This window comes from Sporosarcina sp. D27, assembly GCF_000586555.1.
Taxonomy (GTDB): Bacteria; Bacillota; Bacilli; order Bacillales_A; family Planococcaceae; genus Sporosarcina.
In genome coordinates, this window is the sequence record NZ_AZUC01000014.1 from 246,524 (window position 1) to 271,074 (window position 24,551).

Here is a 24,551-nt window from a genome sequence, read left to right on the forward strand (position 1 = left end):
ATTTCTACCATGTGTTGGTAGTTACAACAGATGGAAATACTTTTAAGATAGAGGTGGTTGACATGCAAATTTCGATACGGAATATGAAGGCAGAAGACGCTCAACTAATACAAGAAGTGGCGAAAATCAGCTGGAATGCAACCTATGAAAGCATCATTCCGCATGATGTTCAAGAACGATTTCTAACCACCGCTTATAGTGATGAGATGATGGCGCGTCGCTTAGAACACTCGTTGATGCTTGTTGGAGAACAGGATGGAAACCTTGTAGGCTTTGCAAACTTTTCTCCAGTAAATGATGTTGGTGAATCTGAATTAGCTGCGATTTATCTTCATCCAGAATATCAAGGAAGTGGGATTGGAACGGCTTTGTTACAAGAAGGAATCGTCCAACTTGAAAATGTTAAAAAGATTTACATAACAGTTGAAAAAGATAACCTGATCGGAAAGTCGTTCTACGATGCAAAAGGATTTAAGATGATTGAACAGTTTGAGGAAGACTTCGATGGTCATATGCTGCAATCCGTTCGAATGGTTTTGACCCTGTGAATGGTTTCCTAAACATAAGATGATAATACGGTGGGAATACCATATTTAAGGAGGTAAATAACTTGAACACTTCATACCGCGGTGAAATTGAAAATCTTTATAAAAAACTAATAGCTGCTTGGAATAATCGAGATGCACAAGGAATGGCAAATCAATTTACGGAGCTGGGGGTTCAAATTGGATTTGATGGAAGTAAAGTTATTGGAAAAAAAGAAATACTATTACACCTAGAGCCTATATTTGAACAACATCCAACAGCACCTTTTATAGCTAAGGTTAAAGATATTAGGTTATTAGGAACTGACGTCGCAATTTTACACGCTATTGCGGGAATGATTCCACCTGGAAAGACGGATATTGAGCCAAAGGTAAATGCGCTTCAAACTCTAGTTGCTGTTAAAAAGGATAATGAATGGCGAGTTGAGCTTTTTCAAAATACCCCTGCTCAGTTCCACGGTAGACCAGAGTTAGTTGAAGAGATGACGGATGAATTACAGCAACTCCTCAGATAACTAACAATCGATTTACTTTATTGTCTAGCACTAACATCAATGTAAATTGGAACTATTGATAGCAATAATCCGTAAATGAACGAAGAGGGAGGAGTTTAAAATGATTAGTAAAAATTGGCTTCCAATTGGACTTATTGTTATTTCCGTTGCTTTATTAATGGCATATGATTTCTTTCCTAAGATAAACGATTTGTTGTCTATTCCTAAACCGATAGTTAATGTATTCTTACTCCTGATTTTGTTTGTTGGCTTCTATACAACACCTCTTCTAAAGGATCATACATTAAGATCCAATTTCCTTTGGGGTGCTGCAACGGTGATTTATCTGATGGGGCTAATTATAGTGTTCACCATTTTGGGAGGGAATTCCCAAGTGGGCCTGTCCCTAACCAGTCCTGCTCTATGGTTAGTTCTGGCGATTAGCGTGTTTGAGTTATACCGTGAATATAAGAAACTGAAAGCTGCCCAACCTACTCCTTGAATCACGCCTTCTATATGATTGAACACGTTGTAGGTTAGCGTATACTGTTAACCTAACGAGTAAGCCTCATTCTGTTCCTTTATTTTAGGAAATGGGAGGTTACTTTTTGACTTTGCAAGGAGGTATTCGACTATGAAATTAGAAATTATCGCAACAAACCTACAAGATGCTTTACTAGCTGAACAAGCTGGAGCAGACCGGCTGGAATTATGTTCAGCACTAACTGAAGGTGGATTGACACCAAGTTTAGGGTTGATTGAAGCGGTGGTTGAGGGAGTTTCGATTCCAGTCCACGTCATTGTCCGTCCTCATAGTAGAACGTTCAATTATACTGAGGAAGATATCAAAGTTATGCTTGCGGATATCCATCACATTCAGCAGACAAAAGCTTCAGGAATTGTCATCGGCATATTAGATGAAAACAATCGGGTGGATACTGTCAATTTGAAGCGTTTTTTGGATGCAGCAGGAGACTTGAATGTCACATTCCACCGTGCATTCGATGCAATTGAAAATCAGCTCGAAGCGGTCGATGTGATAGGTGACTTCCCTCAAATCCAACGTATCTTAACGTCAGGTGGCCAAGCACCTGCTCCTCAATCGGTAGAGAAAATCAGGCAATTGGTTGAGAAGACAAAAAATACCTCAGTAACGATTTTAGCAGGGAACGGTATGATACCTGAAGGATTAGCTGAATTTATTGAATCGACAGGGGTTACAGAAGTCCATTTTGGATCCGCAGTCCGAGAACACCAAAGTTTTCAGTATCCAATGAACCAAAAAGTGATAACAAACATCAAGTCAATCATTAGTCAATAAGCTATCTTCTCTTGGTAAAACACCACCTTATCACTAAAAGGGATGTATTCTCTTTAAAAACCCCCAAACCTCGGTCCATGAGGTTTACAATCCTATGGTTTTCAATAGTACAACATACTGCTGATAATTATTAAACGTATTGGTTCTATAGAAAAGGCGCATACTCCTTTTAAGACGGAGGTGCAATTGTACTATGGAACATACCGATTTCTTTAAGGTGGATTTCTGGGAAATGATCTTGCGCACTACACTTGCGTTTCTGGTGCTCTTATTGTTGGCTCGTTTCATGGGAAAAAAACAAATTTCCCAACTTACATTCTTCCATTACGTGACTGGAATCACGATTGGGTCGATTGCAGCTGATATCGCAGGAGAATCGGAGACGCCATTCACGGACGGGTTAGTTGCGATGATCTGGTGGGCAGTATTGACGATTGCGATGAATTATATTGCTATGAAATCCAAAAAAGCACGTATCTTGTTAGATGATAAACCAATAATTATAATTCGAGAAGGGAAAATTGAAGAGGGTTCATTAAGGAAAGCGCGTCTCGATCTTAATGACGTCAATATGCTACTACGTGAACAAAGCATTTTTTCGATAAAAGACGTGTACTATGCCATTTTCGAAGTCAATGGAAATTTAAGTGTCATGAAACGCGCAGGATTAGAGAATGCTACAAAAGCTGATGTAAAGGCGTCTACCAGAGAACCTAAATACATTCCTACTGAAATTATTTCAGATGGAGAACTCGTTTTGGAAAATTTATCAGAACTTAACTTAACAGAACAATGGGTGTATGATCAGCTTAAAAAGAAAGGGATTAATCGCGTTGACCAAGTCTTTTATGCGGAAATCCAAGGTAATGGAGACTTGCATGTCGATGAAAGGACAGCTAAAGATAATTAAATAGAGAGGAACCAATACCATATACATGATATTGGTTCCTCTCTATTTGCTGGTGAACAAATATATCCTTCTTGATTGTTGGATTTGTGTAAATTGACCTACAAATTAAAGGGATTTACTAAAGCGATAGAGAAATAATATTAACAGATGGGAAAAAACAGCAATAAAATGGTATTTTATCGCTAGAAGTGTCCCGTACTTTTAACGCTTAGTCAAAAAAGCATAACTGTCAGCCCGTTTTATTAACTTGGTTACGACAGCTTGCCTCTGTCACTGAGTAATCTGGAGGAGAACGTTATGAAATTTTTTAGTGCCAACAAGACGAAAATGAAACCAAAGGTGTTTGAAACTGCTAGAACCATGAATGTTGAAATTCGAGTAGAAGACAAGGAAATTATAAAGAAATTAAAAATGATACATCTCACAGAAGAGGATTTGAAATTGATTAAGTCGATTCAGCCTATAATTATATTGCATGGAGACGACTTGGTCGATAATTTTTACGGCACAATTTTGCAAGTGAGAGAATTAAAAGAAATGATCGAAAGACATACGACAAAAGATTGGTTACGAGATACATTGAAAAAGCATATTATCGAAATGTTTGATGGGGCTATTAATGATGAGTTCATACAAAAACAACTTCGGGTTGCGAAAGCTCATTACTCAATTGGATTACCTCCTTCATCCTACATGGGAGCGTTCCAAAACCTTCAAAACACTTTACTCGGAATCATCTGCAGTGAGTTGGAAAATACAAAAGAAGTCCATTTACTACTTTCAGCCATTAACAAGATGATTAGCTTTGAGCAACAGCTTGTTTTAGAAGCATATGATGATGAAACTCAAAAGAAATTAAATGAACAATTTCAAAATGGGAAAGCCGACCTTAAAAACACCATGCTGGAAGTTAGTGAAGGGTTGGTAGCTTTGGCAGAACAGACTCAAGCATCTGCTGAAATGTTGAGTACGACAATTCGTCACGTAAACGAAACTACTAAAGACAGTAATGAGCAAGCAGAGTTTGCAAAATCATCTGTCAGTGAAGGTCAAGTTCGTCTCACTGATTTATTGGAGAAAATTGAAGCAATTGAATCGTATACAAAGAGTATGATGCAGAGTATTGAACACCTAGGAGAGGCTTCCGATAAAATTGCAGCTGTTATTGGTATTGTTCAAAAGATTGCTGACCAAACGAACTTACTATCGCTGAACTCTGCAATCGAAGCGTCGCGTGCGGGTGAGCACGGTAAAGGATTTGCGGTCGTGTCCCAAGAGGTGCGAAAGCTTGCTGAGCAAACGAAGCAGTCAGTTACTGAAATTCAAAAACTCATTTCGAATTCAAATGAAATTAAAGGACAGGTGCTTGATGATTTGAACGCCGTTAATCATGCAGTACGTGAAGGTGCAACTGCGTCTGAGCTAACGAATTCATCGTTTCATGATGTCGTAAATGCTATTGAAAGAAGTGCTTCCCTTGTTTTGACTGTACAACAACAAATGAACGATGTAATTAATGGTGTCACGGAAATTAAAACGTCTACAACTGAAGTAGCATCATCGGCAGAGGCGTTGAATAAAGCTGCTGCACTTGCATAACTTTATAAGATAGCTCCATATCTAACTAGGCGGAATGTTAATAATAATTCTAAAAAGGAGGAATCTTCACTCGTTGTGCAGAATGACAATAATGTAGAACGTGTATCTATTTTAATAGTAGAGGAGCGAGTGATATGACATACGTAGTGGAAACAGTTCAAGACTTGACGAAACTTAATATCGAATCACTTATTTCTGAAAGCGAAGAAGAAGGATATCGTTTTTTAACACGACTTGCGGAAGATTATAAAGAAGGCATTAATACATTTTCCGATCCTGGGGAAGCCTTGTATTGTGTGAAAGATGAGAAAGGGAAAGTAGTAGCAATTGGAGGCGTAAATCGCTTTCCGGTTCCAGGAGGAGATCCAGAGACTGGGAGACTTCAGCGTTTTTACGTGAAAGCGAAAGAACGTAGAAACGGTGCGGGATCGTTGTTACTGAAAGAAATTGTTGAGCATGCGCGAAATGTGTTTCATGAGTTGACTGTTAAAACAGAGTCATCTAAAGCGGATGCTTTTTACCGTCATAATGGTTTTGAATTTGATGATTCGGCTTCTGAAACAACACATCGAATGGCATTCAATTAATAAGGAGTCAGATTAGTAAACATGGAATATTCTATACAACACTATTTAAAGCAACTGGGTGATTCAGACAAGACGAATCAGTATGAAGCATTCCTAACGATTCAAAAGGAAATCGAAGAACCTGTGGATTGGGCATATGAGGTCTGGGGTCTTTTTGCTGAATGGCTTCATGATAAAGATCCCCATAAACGTGCACGAGGAGCACAATTCCTCGCAGGTCTTGCTAAAAGTGATTCAGAAAATCGTATTTTAGATAATTTCTCATCTCTTTGTACGGTTGCAGAGGATGAGAAATTTGTCACGTCCCGACACGCGTTACAATCATTTTGGAAAATAGCACTCGGTGGTGACGAGCAGAAAAAGCTGGTTGCCGATTATCTATCGAATCGTTTCTATAATGCTGTGAACGGCGTCCATCCTGCGATGATCCGAAGCGATATTATTATAGGACTTCGTAAATTGTTTGATGCTACTCAGGACGAAGACATTCGAAATTTAGGAAAACAATTAATAGAAGCCGAAGATGATGCTAAACAGATGAAAAAGCTGAAAGCGAATTGGAAATAAATAGACAAGGAAGTGGGTTGCTATTCACACAGAACGGAGACATATCCCGATGGTTATTGGGATTTCCTTATTATTAATGGCACCGTTTATCGTCTTTTTGCTGCCTAATTTCATAGCGAACTCGATCTATTTCGAATCGGGGAGTTGGTTCATATTTGTTTCTGGAGGTGTTTACACGGTATATGCAATTGCTTTCGTTTTACTAATTGCTGCATCATTTGTTCTATATGCAATGTATATGAGCAAAAAATCCATATTTATAAGTATAGGGTTAACGATATTGGCGGGCGTAAGTTTTTACATAGCTTCACTGAACTATACGATGTTATCGGATGACGGAATTACATATCGTCCGCTGTTTTCTTTGCAAACACATTCATATACGTGGAGTGATGTGGATGAAGCGGAGTTCAGGTCAGTACCTGCGGATGATGGGAAATCAGAGTTCGATTTTAAGTTTAACGATGATATTAAGTTAACACTCACTATGAATCGATTGTTTATGAAGTTTCTTCCACCTATTGAAAATCGACTAGCTCATGAAGGTGTCGAGGTGGAAAAAATATTGGTCCCTAAAAAAGAATGAACCAGTGATTGTCCGTCTAACATGCGTACAGTGGAAATGCTGTGCTATAGTATCAGTGAAAGCAGGTGACGGACGTGAAACGCAATCGGAAAAGACTGCATAAAAAAGGCAATATGATTGTCTTTCCCGGAACGGTGGAGCGATTGCTAGACCAAGCCGAAGATGCAATGCAAGCGGAGGAATTCGAAAAAGCTGTCAGTATTTCGGAACAGCTTCTTGAAATTGCCCCCAACTTACCTGAAATACCCGGAATACTCGCAGTAGCATTGTATGAAACGAAGGAATTCGCGAAAGCCAAACCTTACGCAGCGAAGTGGTTACAAAGTGATATGAGTGAATATTTTGAAGCAATGGAGCTATACCTTGCGATTTGTATGCAACTTCAGGATTATGAGGAAGTGGAAGACACCATTGGAGCTCTTCTCGATGAAGAAATTATTCCTAGTGAACTTAAACAGAAGTTTATGTATCTGCGTGAGTTGAACGGGAGGTTATTAAATAGGTTTGTGGACGACTTTGTCGTGCAACCAAAAGAAGTGGTCTCATTTGAAGCTTTTTTACAAATGGATCGTTTTCAACAGCACCAATTACTTGAGCAAATGGAAAGTGATGTTTCCGAGAATTCTCAGGAGTTGCTTGCTGAAATTGCAGTTTACGACAACCTCCCTCCTGTGTTAAGAACTGTTGCGTTGGTTTTGTTGCGTAATTCAGGGTTTAAAGAATCACTTGTTATCCGTAAGTTTGGGAGAGGACTTAGTGTCATACCATCTCAGCTTCCACTACCAGGCGAAGACCCGATTACAAAAGAAATTTGTACACTTCTCCAACAAGCAATGGATAAAGATCCCTCCCGGCTTTCTCTAGTTGAAGAGGCTGTAAAAAAGTTCACTTTAATCAGCTATCCTCTGGATTGGGGTGCTCCAGCGAAAGCCGTTGCATGTGCCTATGAAAATTATTCTATGTTTCTATTTGAAGGGGCTCCTCTTCCTCAAACAGCTTTGCATAAGCTGATCTTTGAGATCGATCAGGACTCCAGTGGAGCTTTTGAATGAAATTTCTTGAAAGATAAAGAGACTATGATATACTGAGATGGTTGTCAATGGCGTATAAACGGTACAAAATATATTCGTCACTATGATTCGGAGGTATGTGGAAATGTCAGTTAAATGGGAAAAGCAAGAAGGTAACAAAGGAAAGTTAACGTTTGAAGTTTCAGTAGAGGCTTTTAACGAAGGATTGGACAAAGCATTCAAAAAGGTCGTTAAGCAAGTAAATGCACCTGGTTTCCGTAAAGGAAAAATGCCACGCAAAATGTTCAACCAAATGTACGGAGAAGAAGCACTTTACAACGATGCAATCGATATCGTACTTCCAGTAGCATACGATGCAGCTGTGCGTGCAGAAGGTCTTGAGCCGATTGCATCACCAGAAATCGACATCGAAAAGCTTGAAAAGGGCGAGCCAGTTGTATTCACAGCAATCGTTCCACTTAAACCAGAAGTGAAATTAGGCGAGTATAAAGGCCTTGAAGCAACACGCCAAGAGACAAAAGTTACAGACGAAGAAATCGACATGGAACTTCAAACACGTCGTGAGTCAATGGCTGAGATGGTCGTGAAAGAAGACGGCGCAATCGAAGAAGGCGACACAGCGAACATCAACTTCGATGGTTACTCTGAAGGAGAAGCTTTCGAAGGCGGTAAAGCTGAGAACTATGACCTTGCAATTGGTTCAGGTTCATTCATCCCAGGTTTTGAAGAGCAACTAATCGGCTTGAAAACTGGTGAAGAAAAAGACGTTGAATTGACATTCCCTGAAGAATACCACGCAGCTGAACTTGCAGGAAAGCCAGCAGTATTCAAAGTGAAAATCAACGAAGTAAAAGCTAAAGAAGTTCCTGAGTTGAACGACGAACTTGCTAAAGAAATGGACGAAGACGTTGAAACAGTGGACGAGCTTCGTAAGAAAATGAAAGAAAACCTAGAAACTGAAAAGAGCTCAGCTTCTGAAACAGCACTTCGCGACGACCTCGTAGAAGCAGCTGCTCGTAACGCTGAATTCGAAGTACCTGAAGAAATGGTTGAATCTGAAACTAACCGTATGGTTGATGAGTTCGGACAACGTCTTCAAATGCAAGGCATGAACCTTGACTTGTACTACCAGTTCTCTGGACAAGACGAAGCATCACTTCGTAAGCAAATGCACGACGACGCTGTAAGCCGTGTGCGTGTATCACTTACTCTTGAAGCAATCGGTAAAGAAGAGAACGTCGAAGTTACTGAAGAAGAAATCAACGAAGAACTTAACAAAATGTCTGGACAATTCAACATGGACATCGAACAAATCAAAACTGCTCTTGGTGGTACTGAAATGCTCGAAAACGACCTTCGTTTCAACAAAACAGTTCAACTTTTAGTTGACAACGCAAAAATCACAGAAGCAGCTGCAGAATAATCCAAAGCCGATCTGGGCAAGGCACGGAACCCCGTGCCTTGTTTTTGTATATTGAGGATAGTGTAGACTGTCGAACTATAGTACAGTGATAAATTCTATAACTAAGGATATGCTAATGATTGAAGCGCAAGGAGGCGTCTCCGGAGGGATAAGCGAAGATTGAAGACCCCACAGGGAGCAAAGCAACCGAGGAGGCTGAGTTCGAGCCCGCGGAAAGCGTCCGTCTGAAGTGGAAAACAACACTGTTTCTCACTATACCTGTCAATGCACTAAGCGCGGGTAAAAACCCGTGTACATACATCAAAAGAACGAAATAGTTGATAAACCAGTTAGAATCTTGTAAGATTTCACTGAATAGGGGTGAGCAATTTGTTCAAATTTAACGACGAAAAAGACAATTTGAGCTGTTCGTTCTGTGGCAAGACGCAGGACCAAGTCCGCAAACTTGTTGCAGGACAAGGGGTTTATATATGTGACGAATGTGTTGAACTTTGTGCGGAAATCGTTGAAGAAGAAGTTGGACTCGAAGAAGGTTTCGAATTCAAAGAAGTTCCAAAGCCAAAAGAAATCCAATCCATTCTAGACGAGTATATTATTGGACAGGATCGCGCAAAGAAATCACTTTCAGTAGCGGTCTATAACCATTACAAGCGTGTAAACACAGGAAGTAAAGTTGACGACGTAGAACTCGCAAAATCGAATATCGTTCTCATTGGACCAACGGGTAGTGGTAAAACACTCCTCGCGCAAACACTTGCACGTATTTTGGACGTTCCATTTGCAATCGCAGATGCGACTTCCTTAACCGAAGCAGGTTATGTAGGGGAAGATGTTGAAAATATCCTTCTTAAACTTATTCAAGCCGCAGATTTTGATGTGGAGCGCGCTGAAAAAGGAATTATTTACATCGATGAAATTGATAAAGTGGCACGTAAATCAGAAAATGCTTCGATTACGCGTGATGTCTCAGGAGAAGGTGTCCAACAAGCCCTTCTTAAAATTCTAGAAGGTACGGTAGCGAGTGTACCTCCACAAGGTGGACGTAAACATCCTCATCAAGAATTCATTCAAATTGATACAACGAATATTTTATTCATTGTCGGTGGAGCATTCGATGGGATTGACGAGATTATTAAACGTCGTGTCGGCCAAAAAGTAATTGGATTTGGATCCGATCCGAACGCTGCTGAGGAGGATCGTTCTTTACTATCAAGAATGATTCCAGAAGACCTTCAGCAATTCGGATTAATCCCTGAATTCATCGGCCGCTTACCGGTTATCGCGACTTTGGAGCAACTAAGTGAAGATACGCTTTATCAGATCTTGACACTTCCGAAAAACGCAATTGTTAAACAATATCAGAAGATGCTGGGTCTAGATGATGTTGAATTGCAATTTGAAGACGAAGCCCTTATCGAAATTGCAAAAGAGTCAATTGAGCGGAAGACAGGTGCTCGTGGTTTGCGTTCGATTATCGAGAATATCATGCTCGATGTGATGTATGAACTTCCATCGTTAGAAGAAGTTAAAAAATGTGTCATAACTAAAGATTCGGTTTTGGGTGAGGGCTCCCCAATTCTTTATCTTGAAGATGGCTCAGAAATCAAACTTGATTCAGAAAAACATACTGCATAATTGAAGGAGAAAGCTGACTTTGAGAAAGCGCATTTGTGCTGAATGAGTCAGCTTTTTCCCTCATTTTTCTTATTGTATTCAATACATAGTTAATGGGTTAAAATGATGACGGAGGTGTTTGTTCGATGGTGTTACGACATAATATACCGCTTCTTCCGCTTAGAGGCATTTTGATTTATCCGACGATGACATTACATATAGATGTAGGTAGAGAACGTTCCGTTTTCGCAATCGAGCATGCGATTGCGAATAATAACTTAATTTTCCTCGCGACTCAAATCGATTTAAAAGATGAAGATCCGCAACCAGAGGATTTGTATCATCTAGGTACGCTGGCTCTAGTAAAATCGATGACCCAGTTACCAAATGGTACTTACCGAGTACTGATTGAAGGAATTGAACGCGCAGAATGGACAGATTATGAAGAAGCGGATCTATATCCTGTCGTTACAGTGAATGGGTTCCCGGATTCAACGGAAGTGGACACAGAGTCTGAAGCGCTTATGCGAACCTTGCTTACCTACTTTAAGAAATATACGAAAATTTCGAAACGGATAACAGAAGATGCCTACCATTCCGTTGCTGATATAAGTGAACCTGGTCGTCTTGCGGATACGATTGCTTCTCATTTACCACTAAAAATTAGAGCCAAACAAGATATTTTGGAAATACGGAATATTAATAATCGCCTTGAATGGCTCATTAGTCGTCTATTTAACGAGCAAGAAGTCATGGTCCTTGAACAGAAAATCAACGAGCGTGTTCGTGAAGCGATGGAACGTACACAAAAAGAATTCTATTTACGTGAACAGATGAAGGCTATTCAAACTGAGCTTGGAGATAAGGACGGGAAAGGGTTAGAAGTAGAGGGATTGCGTGAACTAATTATCGAGTCAGGAATGCCCGAAGACGTGATGCAAACAGCAGAACGTGAATTGGATCGTTATGAAAAGATTCCTTCTGCTGCAGCGGAAAGTGGAATAATCCGCTCCTACATCGATTGGCTCGTTTCACTGCCATGGAAGGATGCTTCAAAGGATCAATTGGATCTACAGCGCTCTGAGAAAATTTTAGACCGAGATCACGAAGGATTGGATTCAGTGAAAGAACGGATTTTAGAGTACTTATCTGTACGTCAGTTAACACGTTCACTTCGCGGTCCGATTCTTTGTATCGAAGGTCCTCCAGGAGTCGGGAAGACTTCTCTTGCAAAATCGATAGCTGAATCATTAGATCGAAAGTTCGTCCGTATATCGCTAGGTGGCGTTCGTGATGAATCTGAAATTCGCGGTCACCGGAGAACGTACGTAGGTGCAATGCCAGGTCGAATCATTCAAGGAATGAAGAAAGCTGGCACTGTGAATCCAGTTTTTTTACTAGATGAAATCGATAAAATGTCTAATGATTTTAGAGGTGACCCTTCTTCTGCAATGTTGGAAGTTTTAGATCCTGAGCAAAATAGCACGTTTAGTGATCACTACATAGAAGAGCCGTATGATCTATCCAATGTGTTGTTCATAGCAACTGCAAATGATTTGAGCGCAATTCCAGGGCCGCTGCGAGATCGAATGGAGATTATTTCGATTGCTGGCTATACGGAGCTTGAAAAACAAGCCATTGCATCCAATCATCTGATTCCGAAACAACTGAAAGAACACGGGCTGACGAAGCAACAAGTGAAATTCCAACAGCCGGCTATCTTGGATATCGTTCGTTATTACACGCGAGAGGCAGGAGTACGGTCTCTGGAGCGTGAACTTGCACGCGTTTGCCGGAAGTCTGCTCGTTTAATTGCAAGTGGAAAAAAGAAGAGCGTGACGATTAGTTCGAAAACACTAGAGAACTTCCTAGGGAAAAAGAAATTTAGCCACGGACAAGCGGAAACAACGAACCAAATCGGGGTTGCAACGGGGCTTGCGTACACTGCTGTTGGTGGGGATACCTTGCAAATTGAAGTATCTCTCTCACCAGGTAAGGGTAAACTGCTTTTAACCGGAAAACTTGGCGATGTCATGAAAGAATCTGCACAAACGGCGCTTTCTTATGTCCGTTCAAAAGCGGAAAGTCTTGGTATTGATTCTTCGTTCTATGAAAAGAAGGATATTCATATACACGTGCCCCAGGGGGCTGTCCCAAAAGATGGTCCTTCAGCAGGTGTGACAATCGCAACAGCGTTAGTTTCAGCTTTGACTAACCGTCCTATCCATCGGGAAGTAGGGATGACTGGTGAAATTACGCTTAGAGGTCGCGTGTTGCCGATTGGTGGTCTGAAAGAAAAGACATTGAGCGCACACCGTGCTGGATTACGTGTTATTATTTTACCGAAGGAAAACGAACGTGATATCGAAGACGTCCCTGAAGAGATTCGTCAAGAGCTATCTTTTAAATTGGTTGACGACGCCGCAGAAGTATTGGCGATCGCATTGGAGGAGCAGTAAATATGAAAGTGCATAACGTTGAAATGGTAATGAGTGCTGTAAGACCGGAACAATATCCGGATGATGGCTTTCCTGAATTTGCACTTGCAGGACGTTCAAACGTTGGAAAGTCATCGTTTATCAATAAGATGTTGGGTCGCAAAAATATTGCAAGAACATCTTCAAAACCTGGGAAAACACAAACGCTGAATTTTTATAAGATTGAAGAGCAACTTTTCTTTGTTGACGTTCCTGGATATGGATACGCACGCGTCTCAAAAACAGAGAAAGAAAAATGGGGCGGAATGATCGAGCAATATTTAACGGGGCGCGAACCTCTAGTTGCTGCGATTCAAATCGTGGACATACGTCATGCACCGTCCGCAGATGACATCAACATGTACAATTTCTTTGTCCATTACAATATCCCGACAATCGTTATCGCGACGAAAGCGGATAAGATTCCAAAGGGGAAATGGGACAAACACAAAAAAATTGTACGAGAAACTTTGAATATGCTCGGAGACGATCCATTGTTCGTCTTTTCATCTGAAAAAGGAATCGGCGTAGATGCTGTTTGGGCTGAAATTGAAAGCAGAATGTAACAGATTTTAAATTTAAGCTGTATAGTAGAAGCAGAGGATCTAGTTATTTCTCTGCTTCTTGTTATGCCCTTTTGAAAATGGGTAAAAGTGGCGATACACGCAGAACACACAAGTGGATTATTCAGCAGGATTACATTATAATAATTATAAAGAGAGGCGATAATGCCTACTCGTTCATAGGTTGTTCATAAATAAATGATTCACGTATTATAGGTTATGTTATACTTATGAGCAGGAAATAGACGCGAAAGGTGTGAGCACCTAGTGAAATTACTCGCTATTGGGGTCAATCACAGGACAGCGCCGGTAGAAATCAGAGAAAAGCTTTCGTTTAATGAAACTGATTTGCCGCACGCTATGGAAACTCTACAATCAACCAAGAGTATATTGGAAAATATTATCGTCTCGACGTGTAACCGGACTGAAATCTACGCGGTCGTTGACCAGCTTCACACAGGACGCTATTATTTGAAAAACTTTTTGACGGAGTGGTTCGACCTTCCGTTAGAATCGTTTACTAATCACTTGATTATTAAAGAAGAAGACGAAGCGATTGAGCACTTGATGTCGGTAGCGTCAGGAATCGATTCTATGGTGCTTGGCGAAACCCAAATCTTAGGTCAAGTGAGAACGAGCTTTTTAATGGCTCAAGAAATCGGTACAACAGGTACGATTTTCAATGAGTTGTTTAAACAAGCCATTACTGTTGCGAAACGTGCGCATGCTGAGACAGCTATAGGAGAAAATGCAGTTTCGGTATCGTATGCTGCCGTAGAATTAGGGAAAAAGATATTCGGTTCTTTGAAGCACAAGCATATCGCGATTTTAGGTGCTGGTGAAATGGGAGAATTGACGATCAAAAACTTGCAAGGTAGCGGTGTCGGTAAAATCACTGTTCTTAATCGGACTTTTTCAAAAGCGGAAGAATTAGCAGAGCAATTTGAAGGAAACGCGAAGTCACTTAAAGAATTACAATGTACCCTTCTAGATGTGGATATTTTGATAAGCAGTACAGGGGCAAAGGATTATGTCATTGACTATGAGCTGATGCAGTTTGTAGAACGATTACGGAAAGGCCGTCCGCTTTTCCTGGTCGACATCGCCGTCCCACGCGATATGGATCCACGTATTGGAGATCTACCAAATATGTTCTTGTATGACATTGACGATATGCAAGGCATTGTTGAAGCAAACTTAGCTCAACGTAAAGAGGCTGCTGAGGAAATCCGATCAATCATTCATGGCGAGGTAGTCATGTTTAAAGAATGGGTTGCAACGCTTGGTGTAGTTCCTGTGATTACGGCATTGCGTAAAAAAGCACTTACAATTCAAGAAGAAACAATGGCCAGTATTGAAAACAAAATGCCGGACCTAACAGACCGTGAGAAAAAAGTGTTGAGTAAACATACAAAATCGATTATTAACCAATTGTTGAAGGAACCGATTTTACAGGCAAAAGAATTTGCTACGGATTCCAAATCGACAGAAAAACTAGAGTTGTTTCAATCGATTTTTGGTATTGAAGAAGAAGTTGAACGAGAAAAAAATCTTCAGGTACAACAGCAAAAAGCGGAACAGGGAGCCGGAGCTTCCCAAACGGCCGGTTTGCAACCTGATTTGACATATTGAATGTGTTCCAACAAGTCATTTCCCATCCCGCTTTTCTTAACGGTCGATGCGGAAGTGGCTTTTTTGACAGAAAGGCAGAGGTTAGCCTATGGTTGAGTTGACGATGGCGCGGCTTCAGGAAGCAATGCTCATTCTGTACGCCGTCAGCCTGATTTTTTATTTTGTGGACTTTTTAAACAAAGATACACGTGCACAACGAAGCGCTTTTTGGCTGACTGTGATAGTTTTTGTTATGCAAACTGGTTTTTTGTTGCAAGCGTTCATCGTGACAAAGCATATACCCGTCTTGTCACTTTATGAAGGGGTCTATTTCTTTGCGTGGATACTCATTGCATTGTCTCTTGGAATTCAACTCAAATATCGATCGAGCTATGCTGGATTCTTGTTGAATATCATTGCGTTTTGTTTTATGACCATTCATATTTTTGCTCCTACACAACTGGACAATTCTGGAGTGGGGGATTCTCTCGTTTCGGAACTGTTGTTCATCCATATTACATTTGCAATTCTCTCTTACGCCGCGTTTACAATGGCATTTGTTTTCGCAATCCTGTATTTACTTGTTTATAATTTGTTGAAGAAGAAGAAATTTACATCGCAATTCAATCGGTTGCCCTCTTTACAACATGCAATGACGGGCATGAAGGCAGCTATCTATACTGGAATACCTGTGCTTCTAGTGAGTTTGATTCTGGGCATTCAATGGGCGTATACGGCACTGTCCGATTGGACGCTATTCGACATTAAAATCGTCGGTTCTTTCTTGTTAATACTCGTTTACAGCGCATTGCTATTCTTCAATAGAAATGGGAAAGTCAAAGCTACCGATTTTGCCTGGGCTACTATTTTTGCCTTTGTTTTGATCATCATTAATTTCTTTTTGGGCAGTAAACTTTCGCAATTCCATTTTTGGCTATAAGGTAGAATAGTTCGTTATCCATCTAATACGTATCATTCACATAGGGAAGGAAGATTACATTGAGAAAAATTATTGTCGGTTCACGGAGAAGTAAGCTTGCGTTAACACAAACGAATTGGTTCATCGATCAAATGAAAGCAGTTGGCGTTCCATTTGACTTTGAAGTGAAAGAAATCGTAACAAAAGGAGACCGCATAGTTGACGTACAGCTCTCTAAAGTTGGTGGTAAGGGGCTCTTCGTAAAAGAAATTCAACAAGCATTGTTCGACAAAGAAATCGACTTTGCCGTACATAGTATGAAAGATATGCCTTCCATTTTACCCGAAGGTTTGATGGTAGGGTGTATCCCGAAACGAGTCGATCCGCGTGATGCGTTTATCTCAAATGGTAACGTTTCTTTCAAAGATCTTCCTGCAGGGGCAGTAGTGGGTACATCTAGTTTACGTAGAAGTTCACAACTATTATTGCTGCGACCTGATCTTGAAATTAAATGGATTCGTGGCAACATCGATACCCGTTTAAAGAAAATGCAAGATGGTGAATACGATGCGATTATTCTCGCAGCATCTGGTCTTAAGCGTATGGGTTGGAGTGAGGACATTGTTACCGAATACATGAGCCTTGAAGATTGTATCCCAGCGGTTGGCCAAGGGGCGTTATCCATTGAGTGCCGCTCAGATGACGCAGAACTCCTTGCAGAACTCGCTAAGATGAACGACGAACAAACGTTTAAAGAAGTTGAAGCGGAGCGGACATTCCTACGTGAGATGGACGGGTCTTGTCAAGTTCCAATTGGTGGCTATGCACAACAGAAGGCTGACGGAATTGAATTGACAGGGTTCATCGCATCACCAGATGGTTCAGAAGTGTACCGTCATACTGCAAAAGCTGAAACTCCTGTTGAAGCGGGTAAAATCGTTTCAGACATTTTGCGTAAAGAAGGGGCAGCAGAAGTCATTCAACGAGTGAAGGCTGAAATGGATGGTCAATAAGAACCCATTAGCAGGAGAGACAGTAATTTTTACAAGTACTAAAAAATCAGATGAACCTTATGAGCTTGTGAAACAGCTTGGAGGCACTCCGGTTTCGTACCCTCTCATTCGTACGGAAGAACGGATATCTGCAAAGGATCATGAGCGATTGGTCCAAGCTCAGTCCTACGACTGGCTGATTTTTACTAGCCAAAGTGCTGTAGCTGCGTTTAAGCAAAAGCTTCAGCGTTTCGGACTGAACTCAAGTAATTTTCAACTTAAAGTTGCAGCTGTTGGGGATAAAACCGCTCATGCACTCGAACAGATTGGTTTTAGTGTGGATTTTATTCCTGATGTTTTCAGTGCAGATGTTTTCGTTCAGCAGTTCAACCCTCAAGGGGAATCGCTTCGCGCGCTATTTATCAAAGGTAATTTGGCGGGAACGCTCATTTCTACAGAGCTTTCGTTGACTGTTGATGAATGGACTGTATATGAAACGCTCCCTGAAATAACCTCAGCCGATCGAATCGTAGAATTAGTGAAAGATGAAGCGTCAGTTTCGATATTGTTTGCAAGCCCTTCAGCGGTCACTGTTTTCACAGAACGTGTGGCGCCTGAAATTGGGTGGACAGACTTTACAATTGGCGCAATCGGACACATTACAGAGCGGGCGCTTCGTGAAGTAGGGGCGCCTGTCCATGCTATGCCTGAAACGTATACATTACCTGAACTCGTGCGAACACTTGCCGAGTCGAAAGGAAGGAACTAACTGATGAACAACTTGAATTTCCGTCGGCACCGCCGACTTCGTAGCACTGCTGGAATGCGTGCAATGGTTCGCGAAACACAACTGCAAGCAACGGACTTCATTTATCCGATTTTCGTTATTGAAGGCGAGAATGTGAAAAACGAGATTCCTTCTATGCCGGGTATTTATCAGCATTCAATGGATCGACTCGCTGAAGAGTTAGACGAGGCAGTAGCATTAGGAATTCCATCTGTTATTTTCTTTGGAGTTGTTACCGAGAAAGATGCTGTTGGAAGTGGAGCTTACCATGACCACGGAATCATTCAAGAAGCAATCCGTTTGGCAAAACAGCGTCACCCCGAGCTTCTCGTAATTGCCGATACATGTCTGTGTGAATATACTGATCACGGACATTGTGGTGTTATCGAAGGGGAACGTGTACTGAATGATCCTTCTCTAGACTTACTCGTCAAGACAGCAGTGTCTCAAGCGAACGCGGGGGCAGACATCATTGCACCGTCTAATATGATGGATGGGTTTGTCGTTGCTATCCGTCAAGGGTTGGACGAAGCTGGTTTCGAAGAGATTCCAATAATGTCGTACGCAGTTAAATATGCATCTGCTTACTATGGTCCATTCCGTGATGCAGCAGATTCCACTCCTCAGTTTGGCGATCGTAAAGCGTACCAGATGGATCCTGCAAACCGTATGGAAGCTTTGCGTGAAGCAGAATCCGATATTGCTGAAGGTGCCGACTTCTTAATTGTAAAACCTGCGTTGTCGTACTTGGATATTTTACGCGATGTGAAAAATAATACATTACTACCGATGGTCGCGTACAACGTAAGTGGTGAGTATGCGATGGTGAAAGCTGCTTCCCTTAATGGCTGGGTGGATGAACAGCGTATCGTTCTCGAGACGTTGACAAGTATGAAACGTGCGGGTGCTGATCTAATTATGACATATCACGCAAAAGACGCCGCTCGTTGGTTGGAGGAGACGAAATGAGAGACTATACAAAATCGAAGCAAGCATTTAGCAAAGCCGTAAACCTAATGCCTGGTGGCGTGAATTCGCCTGTACGTGCATTCAAATCGGTCAATATGGATCCGATTTTCATGGAAAGTGGAAAAGGTGCAATCATTACAGATATCGATGGCAATGAATACATCGATTATGTGTTGTCATGGGGTCCCCTGATTTTAGGACATGCTGAAGAAGGCGTCGTTTCAGCGATTCAACAAGCTGCCGTAAAGGGTTCCAGTTTCGGTGCCCCGACATTGCTTGAGAATGAACTCGCTGAAATCGTCATTGACCGAGTACCATCAATTGAAATGGTTCGTATGGTGTCTTCTGGTACGGAAGCGACAATGAGTGTATTGCGTCTTGCGCGTGGGTACACGAAGCGTAATCTCATCTTGAAATTTGAAGGGTGCTACCACGGTCATGGTGATTCGTTGCTGATCAAAGCAGGGTCAGGCGTTGCGACACTTGGTCTTCCGGATAGCCCAGGTGTACCTGAAGGAGTTGCGAAAAACACTATCACTGTTCCTTATAACGACTTGGAGAGTTTGAAAGTCGCATTCAAGGAGTATGGCGACGATCTCGCGGCTGTGATTGTGGAGCCGGTTGCAGGAAACATGGGCGTCGTTCCTCCGCAGCCAGGTTTCTTGGAAGCTTTGCGTAAGTTGACAGAAGAAAACGGTACGCTTCTAATTTTTGATGAAGTAATGACTGGTTTTCGTGTTGGCTACAATTGTGCACAGGGGCATTTCGGTATTACACCGGACTTGACTTGCCTGGGTAAAGTAATCGGTGGAGGACTGCCAGTTGGTGCTTACGGTGGTAAACGTGAAATTATGGAGCACATTGCGCCTGCAGGTACGGTTTATCAAGCAGGGACTCTGTCGGGGAACCCACTCGCAATGACTGCAGGAATTGAGACTCTAAAACGGTTGAACCCAGCATCTTATGAGCATTTCATGAAACTCGGGGATCAGCTTGAAAAAGGGTTCCGCGAAGCTGCGACTGCCAATGGAATTCCACACACGGTGAACCGTGCAGGATCGATGATCGGATTCTTCTTCACAAACGAAGATGTGATCGATTATGAATCTGCAAAGTCATCCGATTTAGCGCTATTTGCTGAGTACTACCGATTAATGGCTGCCGAAGGAATATTTTTACCACCGTCACAGTTCGAGGGAATGTTCCTTTCGGCTGCCCATACAGAAGCTCATATTGCAAAAACAGTAGATGCTTTCCATAAAGTATTTAGTCAGTTAAAAAAATAAAACTTAAACAGCCTTTTCAAGAGTACATCTTTTGAAAGGCTGTTTTTCTTTGTCTTATGTTCTGATAATGGATGCTACATCATATACTCTAACGATAAAAGGAGGCGGCAGAACAATGGAGCCAACACAGTGGACGTTAACGGAGACGTTTCAGTTTCCTGCAGAATACGGGAAAGCAGTTTCTGCACAAGAAGTGAAAGTGACCGCGGGATATACAGAGCATCAGACTGAAGATGCTGTTCGACTTTCTGGGATTTATCATGTAGCAGCGAATGTTGGATTTGACGGTGAAGGTAAAGAAGCAACTCTGGATTCAGATGCAATACTAATCGATGATGTGGACGTACAAGACCAATCCGGTTATTTCGAGTATGCTGTTCCGTTGCTTGTAGATTTACCTACTAGCGCGGACGGACAACTTACAGCGACTGTAATCGATGCTTCTGCAACTGCAACAGATGATGGGAGCTTAGCCGTTATGTGGACTGTTGAGGCTAAGTTAGCAAATGTTGAAGCTGTAGCTCAAAATGTAGAGGGAGAGTTGACCAAAACTGCATTAGCGACTGATGAAACTGCGAAGGAATCCAAGCAGGAAGTTGCACAGGTAACTGAAGAAACGACTACAGCAGCTGTTACTCCGGATCTGGAAAGTTCACAAGTTGAAACCGTTACTGGTTATGTGGATGATAATGAAATGCTCGCGTTCATTAATGATTTAGAAGATGATGTGACTGTGACGTCTTTCCGATTAAATGATGTTTTTGTGGAATAGGAAGCAACATCCACAAAGGATGCAGAAGAGTAAAAAGTCTCCTGTCGTTGGAATGATCAATAGTCGGATGAGCTGAAAACAAGAGATCGGAATAATGATCATTTTACCGTAAAATCGGCATTTTCTTAACCATGGCGGAAGCAAATAGGGGTTGTAGCCTCTTCTCATAACACCATCCTTTCACAGCGGGCTTGACGGGTACGCTATACATCCGGTAAACTATTGGAAACAGTATAGTGATGCGTTTAGCGGGAGAGTAGATCGGTCGGCTTTTTTAGAGAGGGTCCGGATGGTGCAAGGACCTATTGTCGACAGTTTGAAAGTCACCCGTCAGCAGTTTTCGTGAACGTTTTTTACAACTAGCGAGAACCGGTTAGAAGCCGTTATTTCCATTGAGGCAACGTGCGAAATTTGTATGGTTGCGAATAAAGGTGGTACCGCGAACTGACTCCTTCGTCCTTTAACGACGAAGGGGTTTTTTGTGTTTCAAAAATTGGACATAATGTTGATTTCTACTTCAGGTGGAGGCTTTCCTTGGGGGTTGATCTCAACCTCCACGGCGCTACGCTTCTGCGGGGTCTTCGAACTTCGCTGTTCCCTAAGGAGTCACCACCTTACGTTCCGATCAACAGAAAGTATAAATATAAAGTGTCCGATTAAAAACAAAAATGAATTGACTTATTTTTAGTATTACGAGGAGGAATTGTTATGACAGAAAAAGAGCAGTTGGAGATGCCGACTAAGTATGATCCGCAGACAATTGAAAGAGATCGCTATGAATGGTGGTTAAAGGGTGAGTATTTTAAAGCTCAGCCGGAGAGTGGGAAAGAGCCATATACGATCGTAATTCCACCACCGAACGTAACGGGTAGATTACATTTGGGTCACGCATGGGATACGACGCTTCAAGACATCTTAACTCGTATGAAACGCATGCAAGGATATGATGCATTGTGGCTACCAGGAATGGACCACGCTGGAATTGCGACCCAAGCGAAAGTGGAAGAGAAGCTGCGTGCAAATGGCCAAACACGTTATGATCTAGGGCGAGAGAAATTTCTAGAAGAAACATGGAAATGGAAAGATGAGTATGCTGGCCATATTCGTGAACAGTGGTCTAAGCTAGGTCTCGGATTAGATTACTCACGTGAGCGCTTCACTCTGGATGAAGGACTTTCACGTGCCGTACGTGAAGTATTCGTCAAGTTGTACAAAAAAGATCTAATTTACCGCGGAGAATATATTATCAACTGGGACCCTGCGACGAAAACAGCATTGTCCGATATCGAAGTAATCCATAAAGATGTAGCGGGTGCTTTCTATCATATGCGTTATCCACTCACAGATGGAACTGGAAGTATCGAAATTGCAACAACTCGACCTGAAACGATGCTTGGAGACACAGCGGTTGCTGTTCACCCTGAAGACGAGCGCTATCAGCACTTAATAGGAAAAACTGTGAAGTTGCCAATCGTTGGCCGTGAAATTCCTATCGTAGCGGATGATTACGTAGAAATGGACTTCGGAAGTGGTGCGGTTAAGATTACACCTGCCCATGACCCGAACGACTTTGAAGTCGGAAATCGTCATGACTTACCACGCGTTCTTGTGATGAACGAAGATGGTTCGATGAACAAGTTGGCTGGTAAATACGAAGGAATGGACCGTTTTGAATGTCGCAAAGCGATCGTTAAAGATTTGCAAGACATGGATGTTCTATTCAAAATTGAAGAGCATAATCACTCTGTAGGGCACTCGGAGCGAAGCGGTGCGGTTGTTGAGCCTTACTTATCGACTCAATGGTTCGTTAAGATGCAACCACTTGCGGAAAAAGCGATCGAGCTGCAAAAAGCGGAAGGTAAAGTGACATTCGTTCCTGAGCGTTTCGAGAAAACATACTTGACATGGATGGAGAACATACACGATTGGTGTATTTCTCGTCAGCTTTGGTGGGGGCATCGGATTCCTGCATGGTATCACAACGAAACTGGTGAAGTATACGTCGGTGAAGAAGCACCAGTAGATATTGAAAATTGGCACCAAGAAGAAGACGTACTCGATACGTGGTTCTCATCTGCATTATGGCCGTTCTCGACGATGGGCTGGCCGGACACGGAAGACCCTGAATTCAAACGTTACTATCCAACAGATGCTCTTGTTACAGGGTATGACATTATCTTCTTCTGGGTGTCTCGCATGATTTTCCAAGGCATTGAGTTTACGGATCAGCGTCCATTCAAGGATGTATTGATACACGGATTGGTTCGTGCGGAAGATGGACGCAAAATGTCGAAGTCACTCGGTAACGGGGTAGATCCGATGGATGTCATCGACCAGTATGGTGCCGATGCATTGCGTTACTTCCTAGCAACGGGTTCATCACCAGGTCAAGACCTTCGCTATTCTACTGAAAAAGTTGAAGCAATCTGGAACTTTGCCAATAAAATCTGGAATGCTTCCCGTTTCGCGTTGATGAACATGGAAGGTTTGAAATACGAAGAAATCGATTTGTCGGGAGAACGTTCCGTAGCGGATGATTGGATTTTAACACGACTCAACGAAACAATTGACTCCGTGACAAAGCTATCAGATCGCTATGAGTTCGGTGAAGTTGGCCGTGCACTTTATAACTTCATCTGGGATGATTTCTGTGACTGGTATATCGAGATGGCGAAGTTGCCATTGTACGGCGAAAACGAAAAAGCAAAGCATATGACGCGTTCGGTTCTTGCGTATGTACTCGACAATACGATGCGTTTGCTTCACCCACTCATGCCGTTCATCACGGAAGAAATCTGGCAGAACTTACCGCATGAAGGTGAGTCCATTACAGTTGCTGCATGGCCAGTAGCAGATGCGAGTTTGACGAACGTAGAACGTTCCACTCACATGAAGCTATTGACAGATGTCATCAAAGCGGTTCGTACAATCCGTGCAGAGGTGAACACACCGATGAGTCGCCAAGTACCGTTGTACATCGCTGCGAAAGACGAAGCAACAGCAGCTGTCTTGAAAGCAAACAGCCAATACATTGAGAAATTCTGTAACCCAGAAACTCTTGAAATCGGCGTAGATGTTCAAGCACCAGGGAAGTCGATGTCTGCAGTAGTTACAGGAGCCGAGCTCTTCATGCCACTTGAAGGCTTGCTTAATATCGACGAGGAAATTGCACGTCTAGGCAAAGAGCTCGACAAATGGGCTGGCGAAGTGAAACGCGTTCAAGGAAAATTGTCCAACGAACGTTTCGTTTCCAAAGCACCACAGTCTGTCGTAGACGAAGAACGTGCAAAAGAACAAGATTATCTTGAAAAACAAGCTGCCGTGCAGCGTCGTATCGAGGAATTGAAAGAGATTTAAGTAGGGGAGGGCTTTCTAGCGAAAGCCCTCTTTTTATTTTGTAAAGTCTTTGAAGCATTGGTAGTGATCATAATGCTGGAGGTGTGCTCATAAACCTGGGGAAGTGATCATAAACACAGGAAAGTGCTCATAAACTTGGAA

At 42.0% G+C, this 24,551-nt stretch carries 22 protein-coding genes and 1 other annotated feature; all 22 genes read left to right on the forward strand.

The genetic code is table 11. From position 1 onward, the window contains the following. Window positions 1-62 precede the first annotated feature (62 nt). Window positions 63-548, forward strand: coding sequence for a GNAT family N-acetyltransferase (locus tag N693_RS0103940; RefSeq protein ID WP_025783471.1), 486 nt, complete (start codon window positions 63-65; stop codon window positions 546-548). 62 nt (window positions 549-610) lie between these two features. Further along, window positions 611-1,060 carry an SgcJ/EcaC family oxidoreductase gene (locus N693_RS0103945; protein WP_025783472.1) on the forward strand — a complete coding sequence of 150 codons (450 nt, stop codon included), beginning with the start codon at window positions 611-613 and terminating at the stop codon, window positions 1,058-1,060. A 100-nt stretch (window positions 1,061-1,160) separates the two neighbouring features. Then, window positions 1,161-1,541, forward strand: coding sequence for a hypothetical protein (locus N693_RS0103950; protein WP_025783473.1), 381 nt, complete (start codon window positions 1,161-1,163; stop codon window positions 1,539-1,541). Between the two features lie 132 nt (window positions 1,542-1,673). Further along, window positions 1,674-2,360 carry a copper homeostasis protein CutC gene (locus tag N693_RS0103955; protein ID WP_025783474.1) on the forward strand — a complete coding sequence of 229 codons (687 nt, stop codon included), beginning with the start codon at window positions 1,674-1,676 and terminating at the stop codon, window positions 2,358-2,360. A gap of 193 nt (window positions 2,361-2,553) precedes the next feature. After that, window positions 2,554-3,270 carry a DUF421 domain-containing protein gene (locus N693_RS0103960; protein WP_025783475.1) on the forward strand — a complete coding sequence of 239 codons (717 nt, stop codon included), beginning with the start codon at window positions 2,554-2,556 and terminating at the stop codon, window positions 3,268-3,270. A gap of 297 nt (window positions 3,271-3,567) precedes the next feature. Next, a complete protein-coding gene (locus N693_RS0103965) occupies window positions 3,568-4,869 on the forward strand; it encodes a globin-coupled sensor protein (RefSeq protein WP_025783476.1) in 1,302 nt (433 codons plus the stop codon). Window positions 4,870-5,003: 134 nt separating this feature from the next. Next, on the forward strand, window positions 5,004-5,456 hold the full coding sequence (locus N693_RS0103970) for a GNAT family N-acetyltransferase (protein WP_025783477.1): 453 nt from the start codon (window positions 5,004-5,006) through the stop codon (window positions 5,454-5,456). Between the two features lie 21 nt (window positions 5,457-5,477). Next, window positions 5,478-6,023, forward strand: coding sequence for a hypothetical protein (locus N693_RS0103975; protein ID WP_025783478.1), 546 nt, complete (start codon window positions 5,478-5,480; stop codon window positions 6,021-6,023). A gap of 49 nt (window positions 6,024-6,072) precedes the next feature. Further along, complete coding sequence (locus N693_RS0103980; RefSeq protein ID WP_025783479.1) at window positions 6,073-6,609, forward strand: hypothetical protein; 537 nt, start codon at window positions 6,073-6,075, stop codon at window positions 6,607-6,609. Window positions 6,610-6,683: 74 nt separating this feature from the next. Then, a complete protein-coding gene (locus N693_RS0103985; protein WP_025783480.1) occupies window positions 6,684-7,661 on the forward strand; it encodes a hypothetical protein in 978 nt (325 codons plus the stop codon). A gap of 103 nt (window positions 7,662-7,764) precedes the next feature. Next, a complete protein-coding gene (gene tig, locus N693_RS0103990; RefSeq protein WP_025783481.1) occupies window positions 7,765-9,063 on the forward strand; it encodes a trigger factor in 1,299 nt (432 codons plus the stop codon). A gap of 369 nt (window positions 9,064-9,432) precedes the next feature. Further along, entirely contained in the window at window positions 9,433-10,698 is a 1,266-nt protein-coding gene (gene clpX / locus N693_RS0103995; RefSeq protein WP_025783482.1) for an ATP-dependent protease ATP-binding subunit ClpX, read from the forward strand. Between the two features lie 125 nt (window positions 10,699-10,823). Then, window positions 10,824-13,136, forward strand: coding sequence for an endopeptidase La (gene lon / locus N693_RS0104000; RefSeq protein WP_025783483.1), 2,313 nt, complete (start codon window positions 10,824-10,826; stop codon window positions 13,134-13,136). 2 nt (window positions 13,137-13,138) lie between these two features. Continuing rightward, window positions 13,139-13,720, forward strand: coding sequence for a ribosome biogenesis GTP-binding protein YihA/YsxC (gene yihA, locus N693_RS0104005; protein WP_025783484.1), 582 nt, complete (start codon window positions 13,139-13,141; stop codon window positions 13,718-13,720). A 264-nt stretch (window positions 13,721-13,984) separates the two neighbouring features. Next, a complete protein-coding gene (hemA, locus tag N693_RS0104010) occupies window positions 13,985-15,349 on the forward strand; it encodes a glutamyl-tRNA reductase (RefSeq protein WP_025783485.1) in 1,365 nt (454 codons plus the stop codon). A gap of 88 nt (window positions 15,350-15,437) precedes the next feature. Continuing rightward, a complete protein-coding gene (locus tag N693_RS0104015; protein WP_025783486.1) occupies window positions 15,438-16,268 on the forward strand; it encodes an inner membrane protein YpjD in 831 nt (276 codons plus the stop codon). A gap of 59 nt (window positions 16,269-16,327) precedes the next feature. Continuing rightward, the gene (hemC, locus tag N693_RS0104020) at window positions 16,328-17,260 is read left to right on the forward strand and encodes a hydroxymethylbilane synthase (RefSeq protein WP_025783487.1); all 933 of its coding nucleotides are present in this window, start codon (window positions 16,328-16,330) and stop codon (window positions 17,258-17,260) included. Beyond that, window positions 17,250-18,008: a uroporphyrinogen-III synthase gene (locus N693_RS0104025; protein ID WP_025783488.1), complete on the forward strand. Its 759-nt coding sequence runs from the start codon at window positions 17,250-17,252 to the stop codon at window positions 18,006-18,008. The genes hemC and N693_RS0104025 overlap by 11 nt, the downstream gene beginning before the upstream one ends. A gap of 3 nt (window positions 18,009-18,011) precedes the next feature. Beyond that, window positions 18,012-18,995, forward strand: a complete 984-nt coding sequence (hemB, locus tag N693_RS0104030; RefSeq protein WP_025783489.1) for a porphobilinogen synthase — start codon at window positions 18,012-18,014, stop codon at window positions 18,993-18,995. Continuing rightward, a complete protein-coding gene (gene hemL, locus N693_RS0104035; protein WP_025783490.1) occupies window positions 18,992-20,281 on the forward strand; it encodes a glutamate-1-semialdehyde 2,1-aminomutase in 1,290 nt (429 codons plus the stop codon). The genes hemB and hemL overlap by 4 nt, the downstream gene beginning before the upstream one ends. 115 nt (window positions 20,282-20,396) lie before the next feature. Beyond that, window positions 20,397-21,053 carry a hypothetical protein gene (locus N693_RS19595; protein ID WP_025783491.1) on the forward strand — a complete coding sequence of 219 codons (657 nt, stop codon included), beginning with the start codon at window positions 20,397-20,399 and terminating at the stop codon, window positions 21,051-21,053. Window positions 21,054-21,288: 235 nt separating this feature from the next. Then, window positions 21,289-21,517 (forward strand) — a binding site (T-box leader). Between the two features lie 244 nt (window positions 21,518-21,761). Then, complete coding sequence (locus N693_RS0104045; RefSeq protein WP_025783492.1) at window positions 21,762-24,410, forward strand: valine--tRNA ligase; 2,649 nt, start codon at window positions 21,762-21,764, stop codon at window positions 24,408-24,410. The last annotated feature ends 141 nt before the right edge of the window (window positions 24,411-24,551 follow it).